Here is a 25,696-nt window from a genome sequence, read left to right on the forward strand (position 1 = left end):
CGCAGCATGCGTCAGGACGCGCCGAAGGGGCCGCCCGCACCACGGATGGCGGGCGGCCCCTTCGGGACGCTACTGCGAGGGCGGAGGCTAGGAAGCCTTGGCCTTCTCCGGCTCGGCCGCCTTGGCGGGCGCCGGGGCGGGCTTGGCCGCCTCGTAGAACTCCTCGCGCGGCGTCTCCATCGCGCCGAGGGAGACGACCTCGCGCTTGAGGAAGACCGCGAGGGTCCAGTCCGCGAGGACGCGGATCTTGCGGTTGAAGGTCGGCATGGCCATGCCGTGGTAGCCACGGTGCATGTACCAGGCCAGCCGGCCCTTCAGCTTGATCTTCATCTTGCCGAAGACGATCATCGCGACGCCCTTGTGCAGGCCGAGACCGGCGACCGCACCCTTGTTCGCGTGCTCGTAGTCGCCCTGCGGGAAGCCGCGCATCCCGGAGATGACGTTGTCGCCGAGGACCTTGGCCTGGCGCAGCGCGTGCTGGGCGTTCGGCGGGCACCAGGCGTTCTCGACGCCGGCCTTGCGGGCGGCCACGTCCGGGACCTGGGCGTTGTCGCCCGCGGCCCAGACGTAGTCCATCCCGTTGACCTGGAGCTTCTCGTTGCAGTCGATGTGACCGCGCGGGCCGAGCGGGATGCCGAAGCGCTGGAGGGCCGGGTTGGGCTTGACGCCCGCGGTCCAGACGATCGTGTTGGAGTCGACCTCAAGGCCGTTCTTCAGCACGACGTGGCCGTCGACGCAGGAGTCCATCGAGGTCTGGAGGTAGATCTCGATGCCGCGGCCTTCGAGGTGCTCCTTGCCGTACTTGCCGAGCTTGGGCCCGACCTCGGGAAGGATCTTGTCGGCGGCGTCCACCAGGATGAAGCGCATGTCCTCGCGCTTCACGTTCTTGTAGACCTTGGCCGCGTCGCGGGCCATGTCCTCGACCTCGCCGATCGTCTCGGCGCCGGCGAAGCCGCCACCGACGAAGACGAAGGTGAGCGCCTTGCGGCGGACGTCCTCGTCGGTCGTCGAGTCGGCCTTGTCGAGCTGTTCGAGGACGTGGTTGCGCAGGCCGATGGCCTCCTCGATGCCCTTCATGCCGATGCCCTGCTCGGCGAGGCCGGGGATCGGGAAGGTGCGGGAGACCGCGCCCATCGCGACGACCAGGTAGTCGAACGGCAGCTCGTACGCCTCGCCGACGAGCGGCGCGATCGTGGCGACCTTGCGGTCCTGGTCGATGGTGGTGACGCGGCCGGTGAGGACCTCTGCCTTGGGCAGCACGCGTCGCAGCGGGACGACGACGTGCCGGGGCGAGATGCTGCCTGCGGCTGCTTCGGGAAGGAAGGGCTGATACGTCATGTACGAGCGAGGGTCGACGACTGTGACAGTCGCCTCGCCGTAACGCATCTTCTTGAGGATGCGGCGGGCAGCGTACAAACCGACGTACCCGCCACCTACTACGAGGATCCTGGGACGCTCCGTGGTGGTCATGTCATCGAGTATCCACCCCCGCATCAGGGGTCGCTCGTGAGCCCCTTCACAAGCCTCTGGACACCCTCTGATACACTCCGCGCCCTTCGTGATCGAGGTCATGCCCGTACGGGGGAACCACGGGGCCGCCGGAAACGTTGTTGACCGCCTCTGAACTGGGCTCCAGGGGGGTGGCCAACGATGGACCACTCCCCCCGTTCACCCCTGGGACACACATCCGAAACGGTCCGCGATGCGGGCACCAGGGTCCCTCGGGTCCGCCTGCCGGGACTTTGGCCCCGCCGGGACCTCCAACAGGACCGTTTTCCTTGTGAAGAAGTTCACGAACTTCGTCTCACACAGCGACGGACCAGGCGATTCCATCGAGGATGTCGTGCTCGCTGACCACGACCTCACGGGCCCCGGTCCGCTCCATGACGGCCCGCAGGATCAGCGTTCCGGCGACGATGACGTCCACCCGGCCCGGGTGCATGACGGAGTGGGCCGCGCGCTCCTCGTGGGTGGCCCCCAGCAGGGTCTCGCTGATCTCCCGGACGGTCTCGTAGGGGATCCGGGAGTTGTGGATCCGCGCCGAGTCGTAGGAGTCGAGACCGAGTGCGATCGCGGCGACCGTGGTCACGGAGCCCGCGAGCCCGACGAGCGTACGCGATTCCCGCAGCGGAACCGAGCTCTCCGCGAGATCCAGTGCCGCCTCGATGTCCGCGCGGATCGCGGCGACCTCGTCGGCGGTCGGCGGATCGTGCCTGACGTGCCGCTCGGTGAGGCGCACGCAGCCGATGTCCACGGACCTGCCCGCCTCGACCCGGTCGGTGCCCACGACGAACTCCGTCGACCCGCCGCCGATGTCCACTACCAGGTACGAGTCGTCGCCCGCGAGCTCCTTCGTCGCACCCGTGAACGAGAACTCCGCCTCCTGGTCGCCGCTGATCACCTCGGGCTCCACGCCCAGGATGTCCAGCACGCCCCGGACGAAGTCGTCCCTGTTCGAGGCGTCGCGGGAGGCCGAGGTGGCGACGAAGCGCAGCCGCTCGGCCCCGTGCTCCTTGATCACGGCGGCGTACTCGCGGCAGGCCGCGAAGGTGCGCTCCAGCGCCTCGGGCGCCAGCGTGCCCGTGCGGTCCACGCCCTGGCCGAGCCTGACGATGGTCATCCTGCGGTCCAGGTCGACCAGCTCGCCGGTCTCCGGATTCGCGTCCGCGACGAGCAGCCGGATGGAGTTGGTGCCGCAGTCGACGGCGGCGACGCGGGTCACTCGCCGGCCTCCCCTTCGGTGCACGGGGTGACGCAGGGGCCCTTGGCCCACCACTCGGGCAGCATCGCGATGGCCTCGTCGCCCAGCGGGTTCACCCCGGGCCCGGCGGCCAGCGAGTGGCCGACCAGGACGTGCAGGCACTTCACCCGGTCCGGCATGCCGCCCGCGCTCGGGAAGCCCTCCAGGACCTCGATGGCGTCGCGGCGCGCGATGTAGTCCTCGTGCGCCTTGCGGTAGGCGGCGGCCAGCTCGGGGTCGCTCTGGAGGCGCTCGCTCATCTCCTTCATGACGCCGTTGGCCTCCAGCGTGCCGATCGCGGAGGCGGCGCGCGGGCAGGTCAGGTAGTACGTCGTCGGGAAGGGCGTGCCGTCGGGGAGGCGCGGCGCGGTCTCGACCACGTCGGGGTTCCCGCAGGGGCAGCGGTGCGCGATGGCCCGCAGGCCGCGCGGCGGGCGGCCCAGCTGCTCCTGGAACGCGGCGATGTCGCGCTCGGTGGGCGGGGCGGACTCGGTGGAGGGCGGAGGCGTCTGCATGTGTCCTAGCTCTGCTGTTCCTACTTGCGGTCTGCGGTGTCGATGCCGTCGAAGACGTTGGAGTACCAGGGGCGGTCGGCCGTCGCGTCGTCGCTGCGGCGCTCCTCCTGGGCCTCGGGGTCGTACATGGTGAAGCCGGTCTCGCCGGGGAGCACGTAGTGGAGGTGCCGGCGCGCCAGGCGGCGGACGTACGCGTCGTCCTGGAGCCGCGCCTTCTCGTCGCGCAGCTCCTCGGTGCGCCGCTCGGCCTCGGCGACCCGGTCCTCCTGCTCGGCGATCTCGCCGCGCTGGGACACGTACTGCCGCATGGGGTACGCGAGCGCGACGATCAGCGAGCAGACGACCAGCGCGAGGAAGGCGGCGCGGCCGGTGAGGCGCGAGCGGCGGGCCTGGCGGCGGCTCTGGGAGCGGTAGACGCGGGCGGCGGTCTGCGAGCCCAGGGCCTTCAGCCTGGTCGCGGTGGAGAACCGATCCCGGGCCATGTGTGCCGCCTTCCCTTAGAGCCTGTGTCTGAACCCGGGTCGGATCAGCGTGCGTCGTCTGGAGCGTGCGTGCCAGGCGGCGCGCGCCCGGCCCGGGTTCAGACACAGGCTCTTCACGTACGAACGTCCCCGCACACGGTACGGGACCGGGTGCGGGGACGTGTGTAACTAGGGGTGTCAGCCCTTGAAGCGCGGGAACGCCGAGCGGCCCGCGTAGACCGCGGCGTCGTCGAGGATCTCCTCGATGCGCAGCAGCTGGTTGTACTTGGCGACGCGCTCGGAGCGGGCCGGGGCGCCGGTCTTGATCTGGCCGCAGTTGGTGGCGACGGCCAGGTCGGCGATGGTGACGTCCTCGGTCTCGCCGGAGCGGTGCGACATCATGCACTTGAAGCCGTTGCGCTGGGCCAGCTCGACGGCGTCCAGGGTCTCGGTCAGCGAACCGATCTGGTTGACCTTGACGAGGAGGGCGTTGGCCGACTTCTCCTCGATGCCGCGGGCCAGGCGCTCCGGGTTGGTGACGAAGAGGTCGTCGCCGACGAGCTGGACCTTGTCGCCCAGCTTCTCGGTGATGACGTTCCAGCCGGCCCAGTCGTCCTCGAAGAGCGGGTCCTCGATGGAGACGAGCGGGTACGCCGCGACGAGCTCCTCGTAGTACTCGGTCATCTCGGCGGCCGAGCGGGACTTGCCCTCGAACTCGTACTTGCCGTCCTTGTAGAACTCGGACGCGGCGACGTCGAGCGCGAGCGCGATCTGCTCGCCGGGGACGTAACCGGCCTGCTTGATGGCCTCCAGGATGAGGTCGAGCGCGGCGCGGTTGGAGTCCAGGTTCGGGGCGAAGCCGCCCTCGTCGCCGAGGCCGGTGGACAGGCCCTTGCCCTTCAGTACCTTCTTGAGGGTGTGGTAGACCTCGGTGCCCCAGCGCAGCGCCTCGGAGAAGGACTCCGCGCCGATCGGGGCGATCATGAACTCCTGGATGTCGACGTTGGAGTCCGCGTGGGACCCGCCGTTCAGGATGTTCATCATCGGGACGGGCAGCAGGTGCGCGTTCGGGCCGCCCAGGTAGCGGAACAGCGGGAGGTCGCTGGCCTCGGAGGCGGCGTGCGCCACGGCGAGGGAGACGCCGAGGATGGCGTTGGCGCCCAGCGAGCCCTTGTTGTCGGTGGCGTCCAGGTCGAACATGGCCTGGTCGATCAGGCGCTGCTCGGTGGCGTCGTAGCCGACGAGCTCCGGGCCGATCTGCTCGATGACGGCGAGGACGGCCTTCTCGACACCCTTGCCCTGGTAGCGGTTGGGGTCGCCGTCACGAAGCTCGATGGCCTCGAAGGCGCCCGTGGAGGCGCCGGACGGGACGGCGGCACGACCGGTGCTGCCGTCGTCGAGGCCGACCTCGACCTCGACCGTGGGGTTGCCTCGGGAGTCCAGGATTTCCCGGGCTACGACGACGTCGATGGACGGCACGAGCATCTCCTTCTGGGATGTGACGCTTGAAGTGCAGGGTCTCTTTGGCCTTGCGACAAGAGCCTAACCGGCTCCGGGGCATCGGCCAGCCGGTGCCCGGGTCCTGGGATGAAAACGGTGCCGAATGGGCCTGTCCCGGGACAAACGTCACACCTTGTACCGATGGGTAACCGAGGACGCCCCGGGCAGCGGAAGACCCCGGCCCGGCGCGCTCGGGGGAAGGCGCGCCGGGGCCGGGGTCGCTCCGGAGGGGTCAGCGGAGGTGGAGCTGCTGACCCACGTAGATGACGTCCGCGTCGCGGACGACGTCCTTGTTCAGGTCGAAGAGGGCCTTCCAGCCGCCCTTCACCCCGTGCGCCTTGGCGATCTTGCTGAGCGTGTCGCCCGGCTTCACCTTGTACTCGCCGTCGCCCTTGAGCACCTTCGTCGGCGCGGACGGGCGCACCGAGCGGTCCGAGCGCTGCTCGGACTTCTGGGAGCGCTGCTGCGTCTGCTGCTTCTGCGGCTGCGACTTCTGCTGGGTGGACTGCTGGCGCTGCTGCTTCTGCGGCTGCTGGCGCTGCTCGGAGGAGCCGCCGCCGTCGTACGAGGCGCGCGACAGGCCGACGCCGCAGCTCGGCCACGCACCCTTGCCCTGGCCCGCGAGGACCTTCTCGGCGATGCGGATCTGCTGGGACTTCGACGCCTGGTGGGCGTTGGGCGCGTACGCCGTGCCGCCGTACGCGGCCCAGGTGGACGGCGAGAACTGCAGGCCGCCGTAGTAGCCGTTGCCGGTGTTGATCGACCAGTTGCCGCCGGACTCGCACTGTGCGACGCGGTCCCACTCGGCGGAGGTGGCGGCCGACGCCGAGCCCGCGGCCATCAGCGGGGCGGCGACGGCGGCACCGGTGACGCCGGCCAGCGTGGCGACGCGGACGGCCTTGGAGGGACGACGGTGCTTGCCCTTGGACTTACGCAGCATGAGAGTGCTCCTCACCGACGCCGACGAGGTGAGCTGTCGGGTTCGGGCCGATGAAGAATTGCCCGGCCGCGCGACCTAGCGCGCGGCTTCACCCCAAGCCGGTCCACCCTCAACGGGCGGGGCCGGCGCTTACCTTGGGTCCCCCGCTCCTGCCTACGGCGCATGACGCGTCGACTGTTCCCTCCGACCGGCGGCAGGATTTGGCGTACCGGTCGACGGGGCCCGCAGTGGCGAGCGGTTAAGACCGTAATCACATGAGTCCCCGATGTTCAAAGAGGAACATCGGGGACTTAACACCCCTACTTGCCCTCGGGGAACTCCCGTTTCCGCAGGTGAGGGGCGATGCGGACGGAGCCGCCGGGCGGGACGCGCCAGTTGGGGCGGAGAGACTCATGTCTCACTTGCGCGAACTGGGACATTCCCGGTTATTTCTTGGCGGCTTCCTTGCCCAATTCCAGGTTCTGGCCAGGGAGGATGAGGTCCGGATCGGTTCCGAGCTCGGCGCGGTTCGCCTCGTACAGCGCGGGCCAGCCGCCGGGCACCCGGTGCTCGTCCGCGATGCTCCAGAGGTTGTCGCCGGGGCGCACGGTGTACTCGCCGTCGGCGGGCGCCGGGGCCTCCCCGCCCGACCCCGCGTCAGGTGCCGAGCCGTCACCCTCGCCCGGCACGGACGTTACGGGCGGAATGTCCGTCGCATCCGGATTGGTCGGCGCGGCCGAGTCCTTCGGGGCTGCGGGCGTCGTGGGCGCCGCGTGACGGCCCGACGAGCCCCGGGAGGCCTTGGGGTCCGTGGAGCGCCCGTCCTGCGCCGCGTCGGGCGCCGCGGGCGGCTCCTCCGGGCTCGGACTGCCCCGGTGCTTGCCAGCGGCCGGTTCGTCGGCGGGGGCCGCGGGCGGCTCGGCGGCCTTCGAGCCGGTCGGCTTCGGCGCCTCGCCCGGCTTCGCCGGTGCCTCCTCGGACCGCTCGGCGGGCTTGGCGGGCGTCGTCGGGGCCGGGGTCGCGCCGGGGTCCACCCCGGGGTCCGTGCGGTCGCCCTTCTTCAGCCCCGAGATGACCGCGCAGCCGGGCCACGCCATCGGGCCCTCGGCGGCCACCACCTTCTCGGCGACCGCGATCTGCTGCGAGCGGCTGGCGAGGTCGGGGCGCTCGGCGTACGCCGTGCCGCCGTACTTCGCCCAGGTCGCCTGGGAGAACTGGAGCCCTCCGTAGAGGCCGTTGCCGAAGTCGGCGCTCCAGGCGCCTCCGCTCTCGCACTCGGCGACCCTGTTCCAGGTGTCGGCGTCCGCCGCGTTCGCGCCGGACGCGCCGAGCAGCGGAATGGCGATGGCTGAGCCCGTGACCCCGGCCGCGACGACTATGGCGGGGGCTTGTCGGGGGCGACGGTGTTTACCGTTCCCGGAGCGCATGCGGTTGGCCTTTCGCGTGACGGATGAGCCGAACGGCGAACGTAGCGGCATTCGAACTCCTGTCACAAGTCGATGCAGCCGGGATAACGCGAAAGTCACAGAAGTGACGGACCGTCACTTCTGAGGCGGCGTGAACTCCACCGGGAGCGTCCGCAGTCCGCGCATGATGAGGCCGCCGCGCCACCGCAGATCGGCCGGATCCACCGCGAGCCGCAGGTCGGGAAGGCGCCCCAGGAGCGTCGCGAGCGCGGTCTGGCCTTCGAGGCGGGCGAGCGGGGCGCCCAGGCAGTAGTGGATGCCGTGCCCGTACCCCAGGTGCTGGTTGTCGCGCCGCGCGAGGTCCAGCGCGTCCGGGTCGGGGAAGCGCTCAGGGTCGCGGTCGGCGGCGGCGAGCACGACGAGCACGGGGTCGCCCGCGGCGATCTCCGCGCCCCCGAGCGTCAGCGCCTCGGTGGCGAACCGCCAGGTCGCCAGCTCCACCGGGCCGTCGTAGCGCAGCAGTTCCTCGACGCCGGTGGCGAGCAGGTCGCTCTCGCCGCGCGCGAGGGAGTCCTGGAGGAGGGCGCGCTGCTCCGGGTTGCGCAGCAGGGCGTAGACGCCGTTGCCGATCAGGTTGATGGTCGTCTCGAAGCCGGCGAACAGGATCACGAAGGCCATCGCGGCGGCCTCGTTCTCGGTGAGGTGCTCGCCGTGGTCGGACGCGCGGATGAGGTCCGAGATCAGGTCGTCGCCGAGGGCCGCCCGCTTCTTGTGGATCAGTTCGGCGAGGTACGCGCGGATCTTCTTGACGGAACGGGCGACGCCGCCGCGCGGGCCTCCGGCGTGCCGGATCATCATGCCCGCCCAGTCGCGGAAGTCGTCCTGGTCCTCGCGCGGGACGCCCAGCAGGTCGCAGATCGCGTAGATGGGGAGCGGGAACGCGAAGTCGTGGATGAGGTCGGCCTCGCCCTTCGCCTCGAAGGCGTCGATCAGGCGGTCGGCCAACTCCTGCACGCGGGGCTCGAATTCCGCGACGGTACGGGGCGTGAACGCCTTCGAGACGAGGCGGCGCAGCCGGGTGTGGTCCGGCGGGTCGATGTTCAGCAGGTGCGTCATCAGACCGGCGCCGCGCTCCCCCGGGATGCCCGTCTTGCCCCGGGCGTGCGAGGGCTCGTCGTGGTGGGCCGGGTTCTTGGAGAGCCGCTGGTCCGCGAGGGCCTGGCGGGCGTCCGCGTAACGGGTCACGAGCCAGGCGTCGACGCCGCTGGGGAGGGTGGTGCGGTGCACCGGGGAGTGTTGGCGGAGCCAGGCGTACGCGGGGTAGGGGTCGGTGGCGAACTCCCAGGTGAAGAGTTCCGGGGCGGGGGACGGATGGTTCTCGGACACGCTCTTGACCGTATCCGGCGGAGGAGGGGTACCGCCCCTTGCGGGTGCCGTTGCCCGTACGCGCGGCGTGTGCCCCACCCTCGCGCAGTTCCCCGCGCCCCTGAAGGGGCGCGGGGACCCCCGGGAACCGACCCGTACCCCCTACTCCGCCGCTCTGATCGCGTCCCGGTAGGCCCGCGCGGCGGCCCTCAGCGCCGCCTCCGGGTCCGTGCCCTCCGCCTCCGCCCCCGCCGCCAGGCGCAGCAGGGCGTACCCCACCCCTTCGCCCTCGGGAAGCGGGACCTCAAGGCCCGCTGTCCGCGCCCGCCCCGCGAGCTTCGCGGCCAGGGCGAGCCCCGGCTGGGCCAGCGGCACCCCGTCCGTCACCGAATCCCGCTGCTTCTCGATCGCCTTCGTCCGCAGCCAGTGCGCCTTCACGTCCTCCGGCGTCCGCGCGGTCTCGTCGCCGAAGACGTGCGGATGCCGGTGGATCAGCTTCTCCACGATCGTCGCCGCGACGTCGTCCACGGAGAACGGCTCCTCCGCGTGCTCCTGCGCGATCCTGGCGTGGAAGACGACCTGGAGCAGGACGTCGCCCAGCTCCTCCCGCAGCGACTCCCGGTCCCCCTCCTCGATCGCCTCGACGAGTTCGTACGCCTCCTCGATCCCGTACTTCGCGAGGTCCTTGTGGGTGCGCTGGGAGGACCAGGGGCAGGCCTCCCTGATGCGGTCCATGACCTCCACGAGGTCGAGCAGCCGCGCGCCCGGCAGGTCGTACGAGCCGGGCAAGAGCTCCAGTTCGGGCATCCGCTCGCGGCCCGAGCCCGCGAGCCGCGCCAGGCCGTCCGTGAGGGCCCGGTCGCCCTCGCCGCCGACGAGGACGACGACGGTCCGGTCGTCGCCCGCCGCGTCCACCAGCTCCCGCGCACCGGGCGCCGCGACCTCGACCGCGACGCCCGCCTCCACGAGGTACGGCAGCTGCGGGTGCTCCGCGTCCGCGCACAGCACGAGGTCCGCCGCGCGCAGCGTCCGCCAGGCCGGCCAGGACAGCAGTCCGGGCGCGACCCGGTGGCTGGAGGTGAGCAGGACGATGCGGGCGGCGGTGACGGCGGGGGCGGGATGCGTTTCGGGGTTCACGCCCCGAAACCTACGCCTTGCCGGACCGCGCGATCCACGGCGCCCGGTAGTCGCCCAGCTGGATCTTCTGGTCGTCCCAGGCGCCGTACCTGGGGTTCACGTCGATGTCGAGCGCCTTGGACGCCGCGGCGAGCGCGTCGCCCACCTTCTGCTGGCCCTGCGGCGTCTGGAGGTCCGCGCCGAGCGCCTGCGCCAGCTTCGCCAGCTGGACCTGCTCGCGCACCGCGCCGTTCAGCTGGCCAGGGGCGACCCCGCGCTGCTGGAGCATCATCGCGGCCCACTGCTCCTCGCCGCCGGACTGGGCGGAGAGCGCGGACCTGCCCTCCTGGACCTCCCTGCGGCTGACCTCGACGCCCGCGTCGTCGGCCGCCCTGTCCAGGATCCGGTCGAAGATCATGCCGTGCAGTTTGGCCCGGCTGAGCCGGCCCGTGTCCTTGATCAGCTGCGCGGCGTCCGGGGAGTCGCGCTGCGCCGCGCGCACGACCTTCACCTCGGACTGGAGCGCCGACACCTCGATGCGGTCACCGCCGACGACGGCTGCCGCGCCGGGGTGTGCTTCGTTGCCGCAGGCGGCGAGGAGGGGGGCCGCGGCGATGAGCGCGGCGGAGACGGAGAGCGCAGTGCGACGACGGCGGTGCAAAGGGGCCTCCCGGCATGGTTTGTGCTTCGGTGCACAAGTGCCTTGCGTTGATCGATGTTAGGCAGTCGCAGTGGCTCGGGCCACTGATTCGACCAACGATTCGGAAGGAATAGGGGTGCGCGCCGCCCGGATCCGCGCGCTCGCCCCGTGAACCCCCTCGCCCGCACCGGGCAACAAGGAGCAGGCGAACATGTGTGCTTGATCGCTTGGTGTCTTACGGGGGGATGTCTGCATGGACGGGAACATAGGTCGGCGGAAGGCGTTCCGGTGGGCGGGCGGCGCCGTCGCCGCCCTGGGCGCGGTCGGTGCCGGGATCGGTGCCGCCGCGCTGCGCGGCACGGCGTCCCCGGGAGGAGGGCAGCCCGCCGTGCCGCCGTCCTCCCGGCGGTCCGTCGCCGGGCTGCCGGTCGGCTTCCGCACCGACGGCTACCGCTGCTCGACCGACGTGCCGGACGCGCTCCAGCCGTGGCGCGGCAGGCGGGCCAAGCGGGCGGACACCGATCCGCACGACGCGTCGGGCGTGCGGATGTTCTCGCGGGACGGGAAGTTGCACGACCACCCGGTGGGCCAGATCCAGTACGGGCTGCACAACCTCGCCGCGTTCCGCGCGTCGGGGGACCGCTTCTTCCTGGACCGGTGCGTCGCGCAGGCGGAGCGGCTGATCGCGCGGCGCGTGGAGCGGCGGGGCGCCTGGTACTTCCCGTACTCCTTCGACTTCCGGCTCGACGCGCACGACGGGATCGAGTTCCGCGGGCCCTGGTTCTCCGGGATGGCGCAGGGCGAGTCGCTGAGCCTGTTCGGACAGCTCGCCAAGATCGACGCGCTGCCGGGCAGGCAGCGCGCACGGTACGGGGCGGCGGCGCGCGCCGCGTTCACCTCGCTGCTGCGCGGGAACGACGCGAAGCCGTGGGTGGTCGCGCGGGACGAGAAGGGGCTGCTGTGGCTGCACGAGTACCCGATCGACGCGCCGGGCACGTCCGACTGCACCTACAACGGGCACATGTTCGCCGCGCTGGGATTGTGGGACCACCACCACCTGACCGGCGACCCGCTGGCCGAGCGGCTGTTCGACGGGGCGCTCAGCACGCTCTCGGCGGAGTTCGAGACGCTCCGCGGCAAGGAGTGGCTGTCGCACTACTGCCGTACGCACCTGGTGCCCACGGCTTCGTACCACCAGGTCCACGTCACCCTGCTCTCGCAGCTCGGGCACCTGGGCGGCGGGGCGGGCTTCGCGCGGCTCTCGGACGCGCTGATGGACGACTATCCGACGCCGTCGCTGGGCATGTCGGGCGGGCGGGTGGTCTTCGCGCCGGGCCGCCACGCCACGTACGACTTCGACGATGAGGGCGGGGTGCGGAGCGCGTCGGAGCTGGTGGTGGCGGCGGCCGAGGAGCACTCCGCGTCGCGACGGACACGGATCAAGGGGCGCGGCATCCACTACCTGCTGACTTCGGGGCCCGGGAAGGGGCGGTACGTCGAGGAGTCCTTTCCGCGGGTGTGGCTGCGCGGGACGTGGTGCAAGTCGGGGTACCGGGAGGGGCGCACGGCGCTGTTCCCCGCGGGCGTGAGCGTGGTGTGCCGGTCGGAGGACGGGCGCACGCAGCGGGCGGTGAGCCACGAGCGGGACACGAAGGTGCCGTTCGACGCGCGGGCGGTGGTGGACGGGCGGGTGATGGTGCGGCTCGGTACGGGACTCTGGGCGCCGGTCGCGCAGTTGGCGCTGGACGCGGCGTGAGGGGCACGCGGGGTGAGGGGTACGCGGCGTGAGGGGCACGCGGGGGAGGCACGCTGCGTGAGGGGCACGCGGGAGGGGTACGCGGCGTGAGGGCTCCGCGACGCTCCGTGTGAACGGTCCCGGCGACCAGGCTTCGCCCCGCTGACACCGGTTCTTCACCCGGGAGCCCTACGTTCCTCCCATGCCCTCTCTTCTGAAGCGGGTGCTCCGCCCGGCCCTCTCCCTGGTGGAGCAGCGCGTGGAGCGGACCGCCGCCTCCTTCCAGGCCGACCTGGACGCCCTTCACCACCAGGTCGCCGACCTGCGCAGGCAGCAGTACGCGCTGGGTCCGCTGCTCGGCGAACGGGCGCCCACGCCCACCCAGTTCGACACGCTGGTGCGCGAGGTCCGCGCCGTGACCGGGGTCGGCGAGGAGGCCGCGCGGCGCGACGTCACGGCCGCGTACCGCACGGTGGTGGCGCTGGAGGCGCTCGGGGTCGGCCTCATGGCGGAGGCGACGTCGGACGTGTGCGGGCGCCTCGCGGTGGTCCCGCTGCTGTCGCCGCCCGGCGGCGAGGTGCTGGAGACCGGGGCGCGGCAGGGGCTGTTCGCCGCCGCGCTGCTGCGGATGCTGCACCGCGCGGGCCGCGAGGCGCGGCTGACGCTGGTGGACCCGCCCGCGGACGCGGCGGTGCTGCGGGCCAACCTGGCGCTGTGCGGCGGGAGTTCGGAGTACCGGACGACCGGCAGGGCGGGGGCCGATGACCGGCGCTACGGCGTGGTCGTGGCCGAGGGCGCGGCGGACCTGGAGTGGCTGGAGAAGCTGCTGGAGCCGGGCGCGGTCGTGATCCTCGGCGAGGAGCCCCTGCCGGGCCACGGCCTCACGGTGCTGGGCCGGGTGGCGGGCTCGGTGTTCCTCCGCGCGAACTGAGCGGGGGCGGGCGGGACGGTCCGGGCGGGCCGGACGAAGGCCGCGGCCCTCACCGCCGGGGCCGCCCCGGAGCGGTCACCTTCTCGAACCAGCGCGCGAGGAGCCGGTAGGACGGCCACCCGATCGCCAGCCCCGCCAGCGCGAAGGCGACCCCCGACGGGCGGAGCGTCACGAGGTGGAAGAGGCCGCCGCCCAGCAGGGTCATCCCCAGGCCGCACCCCATGCACACGAGGAACACGGCGTGGCCCGTGGCGGGCACCGCGATCCGCCGGTTACGCGACCCCGACCGCCTGCGCCCCACACGTCACCGCCGCTCGCCCCGCAGCGCCGCGCGCAGCAGGAACGGGGCCGTGACGAGCGCGGCCACACCGAGCGCGCCGAGCGGCCAGGGCCAGTCGCCGAGCAGCCAGCGGGCCACGAACGCGGTGCCCCACAGGGCCATGACGAGTGCGGCCCACAGGGGCTGACGGCGGGCCTTCATCGCTGGGTCTCCGCTTCTCCGGTCGTCCCGGTGGCGGCGCGCCACCGGGCTTTGATGTCGTCGGCCTGGCGATAGAACTCTGCGAACCACTTCTCGGAAGCCCGCAGCCCCACGTAAGGCGCGGCGAGCCAGCGCGGCCTGCCGTTGTGGCGGTAGATCCTGATCCGGAAAGCACCATTGCTCCGGCTGCTCTTCTCCTCCACGGTGATGTCCGAGATGTCCTGCCAGAGATACATCTTCCGCCACAGCGGTCGCCAAGACAGGATGCCCCGGTCATCCACCACGACCTTGCCGAGCCCGAGGTTCAGCATGAACGGGAGGATGATGAGCCAGCCCACACCCAGGGCATCCAGGAAGTTGGAGAAGTCTCCCCGCACGAGGCGCACCGCCGCGATGATGCCACCAACCGTGAAGAGCCCTGCCATGATCATCGAGCTCTTGAGCTCCATCGGGCGGAACACTTTGGGTTCCATGAAATCACCTTTCCGAAATTCAATACAACGGGTGAGTGCGACCGCAAACGGTCACACCCACCCGCTTTCAACTACCAGTTACCCACGTCACCAATTCCGCCAGTCGGTGGTTACCGCACCGACCGCCGTAGGCATCGCGTCATACTTGAGCGACATGTACATGCCCGTCTTGGTGAGCTTTCCTGCACTATTGACCGGAAGCGTCGCCTTCAAGCCGCCCCCGATGAACCGAGAGCCGCGTATTCCGAGGTTTGCCGCGCCTCGACCCGCGAGTTTACCGAATCCGCCACCGACGACTCCAAGACCGACGCCTACCGCCGCATTCTTGAAGTTCTGGCTGCCGAATCCTTCACGGCCCGCGTAAATTCCCGCGCTGGCCGCGCCGGTTCCCAGGGAAATCGCTCCAAATATCGCGGCCGCCGGTCCGCCCGCTCCGGTGACCGCAAGGACTCCGGCGACCGCACCCGTGAAGGTGCTCACCTTGCCCAAGATGTCCGCCGACCTGGTCGAAGTGATCGCGTTCCAGCCCTTGGAGACTCCGCTCTTCAGGCCGCCCCACGCCTTCGATCCGCCAGCCTTGACCTTGTTCCAGCCCTTGGACATCTTCTGCTTGAGCGAATTGCCCTTGCTCTTCACCTTCTTGGTGACGGCCGCGGTCTTCTTCTTCACATACTTCTTGACCGCCTTGACCGTCCGCTTGACCACCTTCTTGGTGGCCTTCGCAACCTTCTTGACGACCTTCTTGACCTTGGCCGCGACCTTCTTCACGACCTTCTTGACCGTCGCCACGACCTTCTTGGTGGCCTTGACCACCTTCTTCGCGACCTTCTTGACGGTCTTGGTGACCTTCTTCGTCGTCTTCTTGACGAAGTTCTTGACCTTTCCGAAGAAGAGGCCGTCGGGGTCCGAGAACGTGACCGGGTTGTTGTTCGCATACGCATAGGCGTTCATGCGCTGCGACTCGCCCCGGTCGATCATCGGGTCGACGCTCAGGAACCGGCCCAGCTTCGGGTCGTAGGCGCGCGCTCCCAGTTGCGTGAGGCCCGTGCCGTCCCTCGCGCCGTTGACGAAGCCCCGGTCACCCGGCCACTTCTTCACGGCCGCCGCGATGGCAGCCGCGCTCCCGGCCACCGCCGCGCCGCCCGCGACCGCCACGCCCGCCGAGACCTCCGCCCGGTCCTCGCCGAAGGGGGCGAGGGCGCGGTGCGTGACGTCCTGGGTCGTGGCGTCGATCGCCGCGGTGGCCGTGCCGTGGTGGTCGGCGAAGAGGAACTGGATCTCGCCGCCCGTGCGGGCCGCGACCGGGTCGCCGTCCAGCTCGTAGTAGCGGGTCCCGGCCTTCTTGCCGTCCGTGCCGAGCGTCAGCTCGTTGCCGCCCGGCAGGTAGAGCGTGGAGCCCTGGCCGTCCTTGCGGATGAGGCGGTTGCCGTCCGCGTCGTAGGTGTACGACGTGGTGGGGCCGCCCGCCTCCTCGACGGACGCCAGCTGGTTCTCCGCGTCCCAGTTCAGCTTCTGCTCGCGGCCTTCGGCCTTGCGCGTGACGGTGTTGCCGGACGCGTCGTAGGTGAAGGTGTCCTTCGGTCCCGCGACCGTGCCCGTCTTCGTCTCGACCGAGGTCAGCGCGGCCGGCTTCAGGCCGCCCTCCTTGGCGTAGCCGTAGGTGCGGACCGTGTTCTTGGCCGTGTCGCCGCCCACGTCGTGGCGGGTCTCCTGAGTGCGGTTGCCGAGCGCGTCGTAGCTGTAGGACAGCCAGTACGGCTGCGGGCCGCCGACCTTCTCCTTGGACGGGGCGCCCGCGCAGTCGTCCTTGGACGTCCACGCCTGCGTCATGCGCTGGAGCGCGTCCGTGGTGAAGCACTGCGTGTCCGTGGACTTCTGCTGGTCCTGGCCCGTCGCGGTGGTGATCCGGGTGACGTTGCCCGCCAGGTCGTAGCTGTAGTGCGTGTCGTCGACGCGCTGCGGCGCCATGCTGCGGTCCGTGGTGGCCCGCAGCAGCTCGCCGGTGTGCTCGTCGTACGCCCAACTGCGGTATAGCCGACGCGTGTTGTTGTCGTTGTACTCGGTGCGCATGACGCGCCCGAAGGCGTCGTACTGCGCCGAGTTGACCAGGATCCGCCCGCCGGCGGTCAGGCCCTGGACCTCGTCCTGCGCGTCGTAGCGGGTCACGACCCGCTCGGCGGGCAGGTCACCGATCGCGGGCTGCGTGATGGTGCCGAGCATCCCGGTGTACTGGTTGTAGGCGAAGCCCCACTTGTACGTACCGGCGAGACCGCCCTCGGCCGCCGGGACCACCACGTCCATGCCCTTGGGCTGGTAGTCGTCGGTGTACCCGGTGATCTTCTGGGTGTAGACGTTCGCGCCGATCAGCCTGCGGGCCTCGGACATCTCGCCCTTGGCGACCGAGTCGTAGGACCACTCGGCGAGGGTCTTGGCGCCCTCCTTGAGCGCGGTCTTGCGGCCCAGCACGTCGTACGTCGAGGTGAGCGAGACGCCCCGGCCGTCGGTCGTGGTGACCGGCCGGTCCATCGCGTCGTACGTGGTGGTGGCGACGCCCTGGTCCGGGTCCTCCGAGCGGACCTCGCGGCCGCGCGCGTCGTAGCCGAACTTGCGCTGGTTGCCCGCCGGATCGGTGATCTGGACCAGCGAACCGCGCTTGTCGTAGGCGTACTTGATGGACTGCGATGTGGTGCGGTCCTGGCTGGTGTACTCGACGACCTCGACCGTGCGGCCGACGGCGTCGGTGACAGTGGTGCGGGCCGTGCCGCCCTTGGGCGGCAGGACCGTGGTGCGGTTGCCGTCGTACTGGGTGACCGTGCGCCGCGTCTCGTCGCCGAACTTCATGGCGATCGCGTCGGTCGGGCGGCCCGCGCCGTCGTAGACGGTGCGCAGCGCGGCCGGGGCCTTGGTGTCGTCACCCGCGACCAGCTTCCCCTCGGGGCCGCCGGTGGCGTAGTAGCCGTCGAACACCTTCCATTCGAGACCGCGCGAGTCGTACAGGACCTCCTCGATGACCCGGCCCACGCCAGACGCCGAGGCCTCCTGGGTCTGCCGCTCGCGCAGCAGCCCGTCGTAGATCGTGTAACTGGTCTCGGTGCGGCCGTCGTTCTTGAGCGTCGTCTCACTGACGACCGGCGCCTGGGTGCGCGAGATGGTGTACGCGTACGAGGCGCTGGGCGAGGTCGGGTAGGTCGCCTTGGCCCGGCCCGGCTCCCAGACCGCGGTGAGGCGGCCCAGGCCGTCGTAGCCGACGTCGGTGCGCTTGTCGTTTGCGTCGATCTCGGCCGTGGGGTGGCCGCGGCGCGGGTCGTACTCCGTGGTGAGCGCGTGGCCCAGCGGGTTGGTGACGACCGCCTTGGTCGGCGAGGCGCCGGTGGCCGGGGTGTAGACGGTGGTCATCTTGGCGTCGGCCGCGTCGGTGACGGTCAGCGGACGGCCGTGCGCGTCGTAGGTGGAGCGGGCGACGGTGATCAGGCCGGTGCCCTTGCCGTCGTTCTCCTCCTCGGTGAGGGTGTTGCCCTTGGCGTCGTAGGTGGAGCGCGTCTCGCTGATCAGCTCGGTGCCGGGCGCGGCGCAGGTGCCGGTGACGGTCTTCTCGCCGGTCTCCAGCTCGATCATGTTCGCCGCGACGTTGGCGGCGGAGCGGGTGTAGCTGGTGGTGGTGCAGGACTCGTCGCCGGTCTTGGCGAGGTCGCCGTGGTCGGTGACGGTGGCGACCATTCCGTACGCGTCGAACGTGCGGTCGGTCTTCGTGCGCTGCCAGGTGCCGCCCGCGGCCGGGGAGCGCTCGCTCTCGGACTGCACGCCGGTCTGCTCCGCAGTCAGCGCGGGCAGGCCGGGGCGGGCCCGGGTCGCGGTGGGCGCGCTGCGCCAGGGCACGGCCGACTCCTCGGAGACCGTCTCGGTGCCGTTGTAGAGGGCCTCACCGCGCTCCATGCCCGCGTGGGCCGGGTGGTCGGCGGTCTTGATCCCCTCGAAGTCGGCGACCTCGGCGCCCTGGATCCCGCGGAAGTAGCGGGTGCGGGAGTCGAGCTGGCGGCCGTCCTTGCCGGTGCCGACCAGGGTGCGGACCTCGCCGTAGCCGCGGAACTCGCTGTACGTGCGGTACTCGGGCTGGGTGAACTCGTCCTCGCTCTTCGTCCAGGCCGCGCCGCCGAGGTAGGAGTACCGGGTCTGCTGGGCCGGGGCCCCGCCGACGTGGTCGTTCTCCAGGACCTCGGTCGCCACGTACTTGTGGAACCAGTCCTTCTTCGGCTTGAAGTCGGCCGCGGGCGAGTCCGCGGACATCCAGTACACCGGGTAGCAGCGCCGGTCGTTGGACGCCTCGGCGGGCAGGTCGCCCGGCTTGCAGTCGGGCGCCGAGTAGGTGACGCCGACCGAGCCGCCGGTCTCCGTGTCGATCCGGAAGACGCGGTAGCGCACCAGCGGCGGGATGCCGTCGCCCGTGGTGTCGACGCGGTTGGCGAGCTGCTGGCCCTGGAAGGTGATCTCGGGCAGCTTCTCGGGCTTGTCGCCGGTGTGGCCGGTGCGGGTGATGCCCGCCAGCCACAGCGCCGGGGTCGAGCCGTCGCCCGGGTCGGGGAACTGGTGGCGCAGGTCCCAGCTGTCGACGTTCTGGTAGCCGGAGCCGACCAGCGCCTGCGTCGTGATCTTGGCGAGGCGCTTGGTCGTCCAGAACGTGGGCGCCATGTTCTTCTTGCAGTCGCCCGTGGCGCAGTGCTGGTCGACGGGGACGTCGGGCCAGCGCTTGGCGTTGGCCTCGGTCATCTTCGCCGGGGCGCAGTCGAAGCCGGAGTCGGGCAGGCAGCGCTCGGCCACCTCGAACTCCACCTTCGCGGCCGCCGCGTTCGCGCCGAACAGGTTGTCGGCGCGCAGGCCGTACTCGATGCGGGTCAGGTGGCCGCCGCGGGTGTACGCGGTCGGGGTGCCCTTGCCGGTGGTGAGGTTGAAGTCGCGCGCGTAGCGGTTGGTCTCGGCCGCGTAGTGGTACGCGGTGGCGTTGGCGTTGGGGTCCACGACGTAGTCGAGGTTCCAGCGCCAGGCCTGCTGCTGCCAGGAGTCCGCGAACGCGGCCTTGTTGCCGGGCTCGCCCGCGTGGTTGCCGTAGACCGGCACGGTCCAGGTCGAGTTGGTCTCGGCCCTGCCCTGGCTCCAGCCCGGGAGGCGGTTGTACCCGAAGTGGTACTTGACGCCGTCCGTGGTGGTGATGCGCCAGTACTCGCCGTCCGCGTCGCCGTTGCCGCGCGCGGTGTCGGTCAGGCGCTCGATGCGGGTGCCGTCGTCGTCCTTGAGCTTCCAGTCACCGGACTTGTCGTCCTTGACCAGCTCGTGGGACTGGCCGTTCAGCGACATCGTGGCGTTGTCGCTGCGCCAGCACTGCTCGCCGTTCTTGGCCTTGTTGTTGCCCGCCTTGCCGTCCGGCGACTTCATGTCGTCGTTGCAGGAGGCGTAGCGGCGCTCGATGTAGTTCTCGGTCAGCGACCAGCCGTCGCCCACCCAGTTGGTCTGGTTGTTGGTGGCCGCGGTGCGGCCGTCCAGGGACTGCGAGGAGTAGCCGAGCGCCAGCTCGGGCTCCAGGCCGCCGGGGACCTCCGGGGTCTGGAGCTCGTACTGCCAGCTGAAGCCGCCGGACGAGGTGCCCGCGGCCCAGTGGCCCGAGGGGGTCAGGGGCGTGGCCTTGAAGTCGCCGCCGCCGCCCTGCGGGGCCGCGCTCGCGGCCAGCAGGGTCACGCCGGGGGCAGCCGCGTAGCCGGACGCGGAGCGCTTGGTACGGGTGACGGGGTCACCGTTCCCGGCCTGCGCACCGGACGCGGGCAGCGCGACCTCGGCCGTCAGCTTCTTGTCGTCGGTGTCGTTGGCCGTCTTCAGGGCCGTGCCGCTGCCGCAGCCCGCCTTGCCCGGGTCCTGGAGGGCGCAGGCGGGAAGCTGAGCGAGGGAGAGCCGGGAGGCCCAGTCGGCGCCGAACGCGTCCGCGAAGCCGGAGTAGTCCAGGGTCAGCTTGACCTTGGTGGGGGTCTTGTCCTCGGCGGGCTTCGGGGCACCCGCCTCGGGGTCGTCCGCCTTCTTCGCGTCACCCGACTTCGCGTCGCCGCCCGCAGCCGCGTCCGTGCCCCGTACCGCGAGCAGCACGCCGGGCACGCCCAGCTTCTCGCTCACCGCACGGTCCAGGACCTGGATCTGCGCGCCGCCCGGCGCCTTCGCACCGGCGCCGGGCGCGGCCACCTCCACGGGCAGCCCGCCGACCTCGACGGCCTTGCCCGTGCGCGCGAGCGCACCGGTCTCCGCCGTGCCCGCCGCGGGCCAACGGGCCTCGGACGCGCGCCGCTTGGCGTCGCGCGCCGCCTCGTCCACCCTGCGGTCCTCGCCGAAGACCGACTTCACGGGGGCGACTGGGACGGGCTTGTCCTTGTCCAGGTCCGGGAGCGCGAGGCGGCTCACGGCCACCACGCCTTCGGCGGAGAGGAAACCGCCCATGACGAACAGGATCGTGGAAGCCGCCGTGACCCGGGCCCGGCGGCCGAACTTCCGTCGCGCATCACCCCTCGGATTTCCTCGCGTCCGTTCCGTCCGTTGAGCAAAAGCGCGCACGCCGCCCCCATGTTGAGAAATGGAACCGCAGAGACATTACGCAACCTTTACTTCGACATTGCCATCCAAAGGTCCCAAAGCAATCGGGACCAAAGTCCCAATTTCACGAAAGACCAGCGATCCTTTGGTCCCGAATCGGATATCGAGCACCCCCACCCGCACTCCGCGCAAATCAATCCATTAACTTCCCTTGACTCGACGTGAATTTTCGGCGTCCCGCTTCCTCTTAACCCATCCCACCATTTGACGGCCACTCAGATATTCGTCGGAAAGGGCCAGCCTTGCCCAGTTCCACCCCGCTCCCCGGCAGAGCCCGCCCGTGGCGCGCCCTGTTGGCCGGGGCCGTCGCCGCCGGCCTCACGGCCGCGGCGCCCGCCGCAGCCATCGCCGTGCCATCGCCCGCGCCGGACGCCGCGCCCCGGCCCACCACAGGCGAGGGCGCGCCCTCCGCGTCGGCGCGGGCCGTCGCATCGGGCGAGCAGGTCGAGGTGATCGCCGAACGCACCGAGCGGTCGACCACGTACGCCAACCCGTCCGGCACGTTCACCCGCGAGACGCACTCCGTGCCGATCCGGGTCCGCCAGGCGGGCAAGCTGGTGGACGCCGACCCGACGCTGGTGAAGGCGGCCGACGGGACCGTGCGGCCGAAGGCGACGTCGGTGGGCATGGAGTTCTCCGGCGGCGGCGACGCCCCGATGGCGACCGTCTCGCGCGACGGCCGCTCGATGACGATGGACTGGGCGGGGAAGCTGCCCGAGCCGACGCTGTCCGGCGACACCGCCACGTACCCCGAGGTGCTGCCCGGCGTCGACCTGAAACTGCGCGCCTCGGTCACCGGCTACCAGCAGCTCCTGGTCGTCAAGAACCGCGAGGCCGCGGCCCGGCCCGAGTTGAAGAAGCTCCGCTTCGACCTCGACTCCGAGGGCGTCGCGGTCCGCGCCGACGCGGCGGGCAACCTCACCGCCGTCAACCCCGCGGGCCAGACGGTCTTCACCGCGCCTACTCCGAGCATGTGGGACAGCTCCGGCGTCCCGGCCGACGCTCCCGCCGCGGCCACGTCCCGCAAGGCCCGCTCGGTGGACACGGCCCTCTCCGCCCCGCAGGCCGCACCCGCCGTCGAGGCGGGCGGCTTCACGCCCGCCGTGGGCGCCAAGGAAACGACGATGCCGGTCAAGCTGGCGTCCGGCACCCTGGAGATGATCCCGGACCAGAAGCTGCTCTCGGCGCCCGACACGGTCTTCCCGGTCCACATCGACCCGTACGTCTCGGGCGCCCGCAACAACTGGACCGCCGTCTCGAAGAGCTATCCGACGACGTCGTACTGGAACAAGACCGACAACGTCGCCCGCGTCGGCTACGAGAGCGACACGGGCGGCACCTGGCGCTCCTTCTTCACGATGGACTCGCGCAACCTCAACGACGCGAACAAGACCATCGTCAAGTCGACGTTCCGCATCAGCAACACCCACTCCTGGTCCTGTACCAAGAAGCCGGTCGAACTGTGGGACACCGGCACCATCAGCTCCGCCACCACGTGGAACAAGCAGCCCGCCTGGTCCAACAAGCTGGCCACGCTGACCGACGCCAAGGGCTGGGGCACCGGCTGCCCCGCGGGCAACCTGGAGTTCGACAACACCGCCAACGCCAAGAAGGCTCAGGCGGGCAAGTGGACGACGATGACGCTGGGCCTGCGGGCCAGTGAATCGGACACCTTCGGCTGGAAGAAGTTCGACGCGAAGACCGCGGTCGTCTCCACCGAGTACAACACCACTCCCGGCGTCCCCAACGGTCTTGGCACCAATCCCGCCACGCAGTGCAACGCCAACCCCGTCGCGGTCATCGGCAACACCGACGTCCAGCTGTTCGCGAAGGTCGCCGACGCCGACGGCGGCACCCTCCAGGCCCGGTTCAAGGTGTGGCCGACCGGCAAGCCCGAAGCCTTCTTCGAGCCCCTCGCATCGGCCACCAGCGGCACGGTCGCCCGGGTCACGGTCTCCAAGGGGAGCTTCGCCGACCGCACCCCGTACACCTGGCAGGTCAGGGCGGAGGACGGGAAGGCCAAGTCCGCCTTCAGCGCGACCTGCTCCTTCATGGTCCTCAAGGACCGGCCGAGCCACAAGCCGGACGTCAGCTCACCGCAGTTCCCCGACGGCGCCGACGGCTGGCCCGCGGGCACGTCCCCCATCCGCACGGAAGGCGTCTTCACCATCGCCAACGGCGGTGCGAAGGACGTCGAGTCGTACGAGTACTCCTCAAGCGTCGACCCCACGGTGCGCACCCTGAAGCCGGCCAAGCCGGGGGGCGACGTCACCGTCAAGCTCACCCCGATGACCGTGGGATCGCACACGCTCACCGTGCGCAGCCTCGACCGGGCGGGCAACGGCTCGGACCCCCAGTCCTACCTGTTCTACGCCAACGGCCTGAAGACCGCCGACAAGGCGGGTGACATCAACGGCGACGGTCACCCCGACCTGTGGGCGGTCGACGGCGAGGGCACCCTCCAGCGGTACTTCGGCGACGGCACGGGCAAGGTGACGAAGGCCGCCGAGGCGGCGTCCGAGAAGGGCGCGTACAAGAACGCGAAGATCACCACGCGCGGAGACTGGACCAGCAACCAGTTCGAAGACCTCGTCGCGCTGATCCCCGACCCCGTCGAGAATTACAACCGCCTGTGGGTCCATCCCAACGACGGGAAGGGTGCCATCGAGACCGCGGAGAAGCAGAAACCGACGGACGAGCCGAAGGTCGTGGAGCGTGAGCTGAAGGTCCACGAGGAGGAGAACGCCCACTTCCGGGAGGCCGACCAGATCCTCGCGATCGGCGATGTGGACGGTCCGCTCGACCTGGACGGCGACGGGGTCATCGGCTCCGACGACCGCCCGGCGCACCCGGACCTGATCGTCAAGAAGGGCGACCACCTCTGGCTGTACTTCGGCTCGTCCTCCAACCACCTGGACGAGCACTTGGACCAGCCGCCGGTCCTGCTGGGTCAGGGCGGCTGGTCGAACTACGACCTGATGGCTCCGGGCGACCACACCGGGAACGGCCGCGTGGACATGCTGGCCCGCTCCAAGACCACCGGCGAGCTGCGCCTGTACGAGGGCAAGGGCCCCGAGGGCCAGGGCCTGGGCAACGCCCACACGGTCATCGGCAACGGCTGGACCCCCGCGTACCGTCCGCTGGCCACGGCCGCCCCGGACATCACGGGCGACGGCAGGTCGGGCGTCTGGGCGACGGGCGCGGGCGGTGAGCTGTACTTCTACCCGGGCATCAGGGGTGGCGGCACAGCAATCGGCACGAGCCTGAAGGGCTACCTGGACCTGGGCTGAGGCACCCGTGTCCCCCGGGACACCGGACGGAGGGGCGCGCCACCTACGGGCGGCGCGCCCCTCACGCGTACCGGGGCAGGCCCCCGGTGGAGACGGTCCACCCGGCGACGGTGACGTCCTCGCCGTAGACGAAGTCCTTGCGGGTCGCGTAGCGCGGCCCTTCGGGGGTGGCGTGGATGTCGGAGAACACGGCGCCGGTGCCGGTGCGGGGGTCGAAGACCGCGTAGACGGGGATGCCGATGAGCGGGTAGTCCCGCACCTTGCCGACCCAGTCGTTGTCGGGGTTGGACCGGGAGACGACCTCGACGGCGGCGAGGACGGCACGGGGGTCGACGGCGCCCTCGACGCCCAGGTCGTCCCAGGCGATCACGGTCACGTCGGGGTGCCGCATGATGCCCCCGGGCCCGTCCTCCACGTCCGGGGTCCCGGTGTGCGCCAGCAGCTCGTCGGGCATCTCCCGCTCCAGGCGACGGCTGATGCGCGACACCGTCACTTCGTGAGGGCCTCCGGGAGCCATCATGTCGTGGACGATCCCTTCCTTGGTGATCTCGAACTTGCCGGGGAGGCCGTACCCCAACTGGTCGACGGCATCGCGCATCGCCCGGTACTGGAAGTCGTCCTGTCGTGCGCTGTCGGGGGCGACGGTCATGGCGTGCGCTCCTCGTCTGCCGGGGGCAAGGGTCGTCACGTTCATGCTAGGCGGCGTCCTTGAGGTCGGGGCGGCCAGCGGGGCGGCAGGTGGCGCAGTGGCCAGGAGTCGGGGATCTGAAGGCCCTGTCGCAGCCCTCGCAGTTCTGGAGCGGGGGCGGGGGGCCCGGGGGCGTCGGGAGCCGTGGGGGCAGCAGCGTGGTGAGGCGGTGGGCGAGGAGGCCCGCCGGGTGTCTCAGGTCGTCCGGGAGGGACGCGGTGAGCGTGCGGCGCACGGCTTCCGGTGTCGCGCCCCGGTCGAGCCACTGGGCCACCGCCGGACCCAGCCGGTGGACGTCCCGCTCGGCGAGCGTGAGGCGCGGCTCGTGGCGGCGGAGGTCCGCGAGGAGGGCGGTGGCCGTGGAGTGCTCCGGGGTGGGCCGCTCCGGGGCCGGTGGGGGCGGGGGTTCGCGCACCGGCTCAGGCTCCGGGGCGGGGGCCGGGGCCGGGGCCTTCGCGGGGGCGCCCGGCTGGTTGTACGAGACCGTGCGCGTCACGACCCTGCCGCCCGGCAGCCGCTCGCGCGTACGGGACAGGTAGCCGTACCGCTCCAACTCCCGCAGCGCTGCGGCGATGCGGTGCTCGCTCTCCGGGAAGCGGGCCGCGAGGAACTTGATGCCAATGGGGGAACCGGCGGGCAGCGACTGGATGTGCGCGGCGAGGCCGATCGCGAGCAGCGAGAGTTCGCGGTGCTGGGCGAGGTGGTTGCCGATCACGGTGTAGCGGGTGGCGTGACGGGTGTTGGCGTGGATCACGCCGGACGGGGTGCGGGTGCGCGGGGGCGCGCTAGGCTGCTGTAAAGCCATGAGGAAA

19 protein-coding genes and 1 riboswitch are annotated in these 25,696 nt (G+C 71.1%); of the genes, 3 read left to right on the plus strand and 16 right to left on the minus strand.

Features of this window, described 5'->3' with window-relative positions:
• Positions 1-87 precede the first annotated feature (87 nt).
• From ACIBNE_RS06430 to ACIBNE_RS06475, 10 genes are all read right to left on the minus strand, one after another.
• Positions 88-1,470: an NAD(P)/FAD-dependent oxidoreductase gene (locus tag ACIBNE_RS06430; RefSeq protein ID WP_399270286.1), complete on the minus strand. Its 1,383-nt coding sequence runs from the start codon at positions 1,468-1,470 to the stop codon at positions 88-90.
• A 334-nt stretch (positions 1,471-1,804) separates the two neighbouring features.
• Positions 1,805-2,722 carry an exopolyphosphatase gene (locus ACIBNE_RS06435; RefSeq protein WP_399270288.1) on the minus strand — a complete coding sequence of 306 codons (918 nt, stop codon included), beginning with the start codon at positions 2,720-2,722 and terminating at the stop codon, positions 1,805-1,807.
• Positions 2,719-3,255 carry a DUF501 domain-containing protein gene (locus ACIBNE_RS06440; RefSeq protein WP_399270290.1) on the minus strand — a complete coding sequence of 179 codons (537 nt, stop codon included), beginning with the start codon at positions 3,253-3,255 and terminating at the stop codon, positions 2,719-2,721. Before ACIBNE_RS06440 ends, ACIBNE_RS06435 begins: the two co-directional genes overlap by 4 nt.
• Positions 3,256-3,275: 20 nt before the next feature.
• Positions 3,276-3,737, minus strand: coding sequence for a septum formation initiator family protein (locus tag ACIBNE_RS06445; RefSeq protein WP_399270292.1), 462 nt, complete (start codon positions 3,735-3,737; stop codon positions 3,276-3,278).
• Between the two features lie 177 nt (positions 3,738-3,914).
• Positions 3,915-5,201: a phosphopyruvate hydratase gene (gene eno, locus ACIBNE_RS06450; RefSeq protein WP_399270294.1), complete on the minus strand. Its 1,287-nt coding sequence runs from the start codon at positions 5,199-5,201 to the stop codon at positions 3,915-3,917.
• Between the two features lie 247 nt (positions 5,202-5,448).
• On the minus strand, positions 5,449-6,156 hold the full coding sequence (locus tag ACIBNE_RS06455; RefSeq protein ID WP_399270296.1) for a transglycosylase family protein: 708 nt from the start codon (positions 6,154-6,156) through the stop codon (positions 5,449-5,451).
• Between the two features lie 3 nt (positions 6,157-6,159).
• Positions 6,160-6,327: riboswitch (cyclic di-AMP (ydaO/yuaA leader) on the minus strand.
• A 254-nt stretch (positions 6,328-6,581) separates the two neighbouring features.
• A complete protein-coding gene (locus ACIBNE_RS06460; RefSeq protein ID WP_399270298.1) occupies positions 6,582-7,562 on the minus strand; it encodes a transglycosylase family protein in 981 nt (326 codons plus the stop codon).
• A 114-nt stretch (positions 7,563-7,676) separates the two neighbouring features.
• Complete coding sequence (locus ACIBNE_RS06465) at positions 7,677-8,927, minus strand: cytochrome P450 (RefSeq protein ID WP_399270300.1); 1,251 nt, start codon at positions 8,925-8,927, stop codon at positions 7,677-7,679.
• Positions 8,928-9,068: 141 nt separating this feature from the next.
• Complete coding sequence (locus ACIBNE_RS06470) at positions 9,069-10,043, minus strand: nucleoside triphosphate pyrophosphohydrolase (RefSeq protein ID WP_399270302.1); 975 nt, start codon at positions 10,041-10,043, stop codon at positions 9,069-9,071.
• Between the two features lie 10 nt (positions 10,044-10,053).
• Positions 10,054-10,683 (minus strand): SurA N-terminal domain-containing protein, encoded by a 630-nt coding sequence (locus ACIBNE_RS06475; RefSeq protein ID WP_399270304.1) that lies wholly within the window; start codon positions 10,681-10,683, stop codon positions 10,054-10,056.
• Between the two features lie 232 nt (positions 10,684-10,915).
• On the opposite strand from ACIBNE_RS06475, the gene ACIBNE_RS06480 reads away from it, so the two are divergent.
• Together ACIBNE_RS06480 and ACIBNE_RS06485 are read left to right on the plus strand one after the other, a co-directional pair.
• Entirely contained in the window at positions 10,916-12,418 is a 1,503-nt protein-coding gene (locus ACIBNE_RS06480) for a D-glucuronyl C5-epimerase family protein (protein WP_399270306.1), read from the plus strand.
• Between the two features lie 181 nt (positions 12,419-12,599).
• Positions 12,600-13,328, plus strand: coding sequence for a class I SAM-dependent methyltransferase (locus ACIBNE_RS06485; protein ID WP_399270308.1), 729 nt, complete (start codon positions 12,600-12,602; stop codon positions 13,326-13,328).
• Positions 13,329-13,377: 49 nt separating this feature from the next.
• Here ACIBNE_RS06485 and ACIBNE_RS06490 read toward each other — a convergent pair whose 3' ends face one another.
• The 4 genes from ACIBNE_RS06490 to ACIBNE_RS06505 form a co-directional block, all read right to left on the minus strand.
• On the minus strand, positions 13,378-13,533 hold the full coding sequence (locus ACIBNE_RS06490; protein ID WP_399270310.1) for a hypothetical protein: 156 nt from the start codon (positions 13,531-13,533) through the stop codon (positions 13,378-13,380).
• A gap of 99 nt (positions 13,534-13,632) precedes the next feature.
• Positions 13,633-13,809: a hypothetical protein gene (locus tag ACIBNE_RS06495; protein WP_399270312.1), complete on the minus strand. Its 177-nt coding sequence runs from the start codon at positions 13,807-13,809 to the stop codon at positions 13,633-13,635.
• Positions 13,806-14,282: a hypothetical protein gene (locus ACIBNE_RS06500; protein ID WP_399270314.1), complete on the minus strand. Its 477-nt coding sequence runs from the start codon at positions 14,280-14,282 to the stop codon at positions 13,806-13,808. Before ACIBNE_RS06500 ends, ACIBNE_RS06495 begins: the two co-directional genes overlap by 4 nt.
• 87 nt (positions 14,283-14,369) lie before the next feature.
• Positions 14,370-20,753: an RHS repeat domain-containing protein gene (locus ACIBNE_RS06505; protein ID WP_399270316.1), complete on the minus strand. Its 6,384-nt coding sequence runs from the start codon at positions 20,751-20,753 to the stop codon at positions 14,370-14,372.
• 395 nt (positions 20,754-21,148) lie between these two features.
• Between ACIBNE_RS06505 and ACIBNE_RS06510 the strand changes: the two genes are divergently transcribed.
• Positions 21,149-24,196 carry a VCBS repeat-containing protein gene (locus ACIBNE_RS06510; protein ID WP_399270318.1) on the plus strand — a complete coding sequence of 1,016 codons (3,048 nt, stop codon included), beginning with the start codon at positions 21,149-21,151 and terminating at the stop codon, positions 24,194-24,196.
• Positions 24,197-24,257: 61 nt separating this feature from the next.
• Here the strand turns inward: ACIBNE_RS06510 and ACIBNE_RS06515 are convergent, their stop codons facing one another.
• Both ACIBNE_RS06515 and ACIBNE_RS06520 read right to left on the minus strand, forming a co-directional pair.
• Positions 24,258-24,845 (minus strand): Uma2 family endonuclease, encoded by a 588-nt coding sequence (locus ACIBNE_RS06515; RefSeq protein ID WP_399271245.1) that lies wholly within the window; start codon positions 24,843-24,845, stop codon positions 24,258-24,260.
• A gap of 46 nt (positions 24,846-24,891) precedes the next feature.
• Positions 24,892-25,689, minus strand: coding sequence for a helix-turn-helix domain-containing protein (locus tag ACIBNE_RS06520; protein WP_399270320.1), 798 nt, complete (start codon positions 25,687-25,689; stop codon positions 24,892-24,894).
• Positions 25,690-25,696 lie beyond the last annotated feature (7 nt).

Origin of the sequence: Streptomyces sp. NPDC050504, assembly GCF_044458065.1 — a bacterium.
Taxonomy (GTDB): Bacteria; Actinomycetota; Actinomycetes; order Streptomycetales; family Streptomycetaceae; genus Streptomyces.

Excerpts from the sequence above, each read along its gene's own strand:
- ACIBNE_RS06430 (WP_399270286.1), bottom strand. The coding sequence starts at position 1,470 with ATGACCACCACGGAGCGTCCCAGGATCCTCGTAGTAGGTGGCGGGTAC.
- ACIBNE_RS06440 (WP_399270290.1), bottom strand. The coding sequence starts at position 3,255 with ATGCAGACGCCTCCGCCCTCCACCGAGTCCGCCCCGCCCACCGAGCGC.
- ACIBNE_RS06445 (WP_399270292.1), bottom strand. The coding sequence starts at position 3,737 with ATGGCCCGGGATCGGTTCTCCACCGCGACCAGGCTGAAGGCCCTGGGC.
- eno (WP_399270294.1), bottom strand. The coding sequence starts at position 5,201 with ATGCTCGTGCCGTCCATCGACGTCGTCGTAGCCCGGGAAATCCTGGAC.
- ACIBNE_RS06455 (WP_399270296.1), bottom strand. The coding sequence starts at position 6,156 with ATGCTGCGTAAGTCCAAGGGCAAGCACCGTCGTCCCTCCAAGGCCGTC.
- ACIBNE_RS06460 (WP_399270298.1), bottom strand. The coding sequence starts at position 7,562 with ATGCGCTCCGGGAACGGTAAACACCGTCGCCCCCGACAAGCCCCCGCC.
- ACIBNE_RS06480 (WP_399270306.1), top strand. The coding sequence starts at position 10,916 with ATGGACGGGAACATAGGTCGGCGGAAGGCGTTCCGGTGGGCGGGCGGC.
- ACIBNE_RS06485 (WP_399270308.1), top strand. The coding sequence starts at position 12,600 with ATGCCCTCTCTTCTGAAGCGGGTGCTCCGCCCGGCCCTCTCCCTGGTG.
- ACIBNE_RS06490 (WP_399270310.1), bottom strand. The coding sequence starts at position 13,533 with ATGACCCTGCTGGGCGGCGGCCTCTTCCACCTCGTGACGCTCCGCCCG.
- ACIBNE_RS06495 (WP_399270312.1), bottom strand. The coding sequence starts at position 13,809 with ATGAAGGCCCGCCGTCAGCCCCTGTGGGCCGCACTCGTCATGGCCCTG.
- ACIBNE_RS06500 (WP_399270314.1), bottom strand. The coding sequence starts at position 14,282 with ATGGAACCCAAAGTGTTCCGCCCGATGGAGCTCAAGAGCTCGATGATC.
- ACIBNE_RS06505 (WP_399270316.1), bottom strand. The coding sequence starts at position 20,753 with ATGGGCGGTTTCCTCTCCGCCGAAGGCGTGGTGGCCGTGAGCCGCCTC.
- ACIBNE_RS06515 (WP_399271245.1), bottom strand. The coding sequence starts at position 24,845 with ATGACCGTCGCCCCCGACAGCGCACGACAGGACGACTTCCAGTACCGG.
- ACIBNE_RS06520 (WP_399270320.1), bottom strand. The coding sequence starts at position 25,689 with ATGGCTTTACAGCAGCCTAGCGCGCCCCCGCGCACCCGCACCCCGTCC.